Source organism: Mycolicibacterium vaccae NBRC 14118 = CIP 105934 (assembly GCF_001552715.1).
Classification (GTDB): Bacteria; Actinomycetota; Actinomycetes; order Mycobacteriales; family Mycobacteriaceae; genus Mycobacterium; species Mycobacterium vaccae.
In genome coordinates, this window is sequence record NZ_BCRS01000345.1 from 1 (window position 1) to 1,226 (window position 1,226).

The 1,226-nt window shown below is 71.7% G+C and carries 2 protein-coding genes; both read right to left on the minus strand.

What is annotated here, in order from left to right; all coding sequences use genetic code 11:
- Window positions 1–762: NAD(P)/FAD-dependent oxidoreductase (locus MVA01S_RS29900; RefSeq protein ID WP_159426395.1), on the minus strand; the 762-nt coding region annotated here is incomplete at its 3' end.
- A 114-nt stretch (window positions 763–876) separates the two neighbouring features.
- Window positions 877–1,226 (minus strand): helix-turn-helix domain-containing protein (locus MVA01S_RS29905; RefSeq protein ID WP_169801793.1); only part of this gene is annotated, 350 nt, incomplete at its 5' end.

Genomic DNA, 1,226 nt, shown 5'->3' on the forward strand with positions numbered 1-1,226 from the left:
GTCGGCGCGCAGCGGTTCTCCGGCGCGCAGGTCGAGCCGCACGCCGTCCGCGGTGCGGGAGACCGCACGCACCTCACCGGTGCGCAGGTCGGCGCCGCGCTCGGCGACGGCGTGCGCCAGCGCGTGGGTGAACCGCCCCGGGTCGACGAAGCGTTGACCTGACACGTTGACCACGGCGGCGACCTGCGCCGACGCCAGCGGCACCTGCTCCTGCAACGTCGCGCCGGTGAGCATTTCGACGTAGAGGTCGCGGTCGGAGGTGTGCACCTGGGACAGCTCGCTGAGGAAACGCCGGGCGTTGTCGGCGTCGCGGAACGCCACCGCCAGGGACGTGTCGGTCACCGGGGCCTCGACCCCGTTGGCGACCAGCACGTCGAACGTCTCGATGGCCTCGTTGTTGAGCACGGCGTTGGCCGCGACGGCGTGCTGCCAGGTGGTGGGCCGGCAGTTCGCGGCGAAGCGCAGCAGGAACCGGGCCAGCGCGGTGTCCGCGCGCAGCGGGATGTGCAGCGGCGCGCCGGGGTCGAGCAGTGCGCGCACACCTTCGCGCAGCAGTGACGGCGAGTTCAGCGGCGCGGTGAGCGCGGGGGAGACCCAGCCCGCGTTGCCCCAGGAGGCGCCTGCCGCGACGCCGGTCCGGTCCACGACCGTGACCTCGACCCCGCGCTCCTGCAGGAACCACGCCGTGGACAGCCCGACGATGCCTGCGCCGACGACGACCACAGAGCGGGGACCACTGTCGATCCCTGACCCGCCCGACATCGCACGACCTCCCGTTTCGTTGGTGAACCTCCATCGTGGGGGGTCCGACAGCGCGGGATGTTGTGCCAGGTCGACAAAGAGCAGTGTTGAAAATGTGCCCGCGCGATAAACGGATCAGTCGAGGACTGCGAGTTCAATCATCATCGCGAACCGTTTGTCCGCGTCGTCGAGGTGCAGCTCGGTCAGTTCGGCCATCCGCCGCATCCGGTAGCGCACGGTGTTCTCGTGCACGCCGAGGTCGGCGGCCGTGCGTCCGGGGTCGCCGTGTTGCTGCAGCCACGCCCGCAGCGTGGGCACATAGGCGGTGCCGTGCGCGCGGTCGTGTTCGCGCAGCTCGGCGACCGCTCCCCGGTGCGGGGTGCGCCCGGAGCGTGCCGCGGTCCGCAACCGGCGCAGCAGCACGTCGTCCCACGACTCGTCGTAGGCCGGCGGCACCGCGGACGCGGTGCCTTCCTGCAACGCCA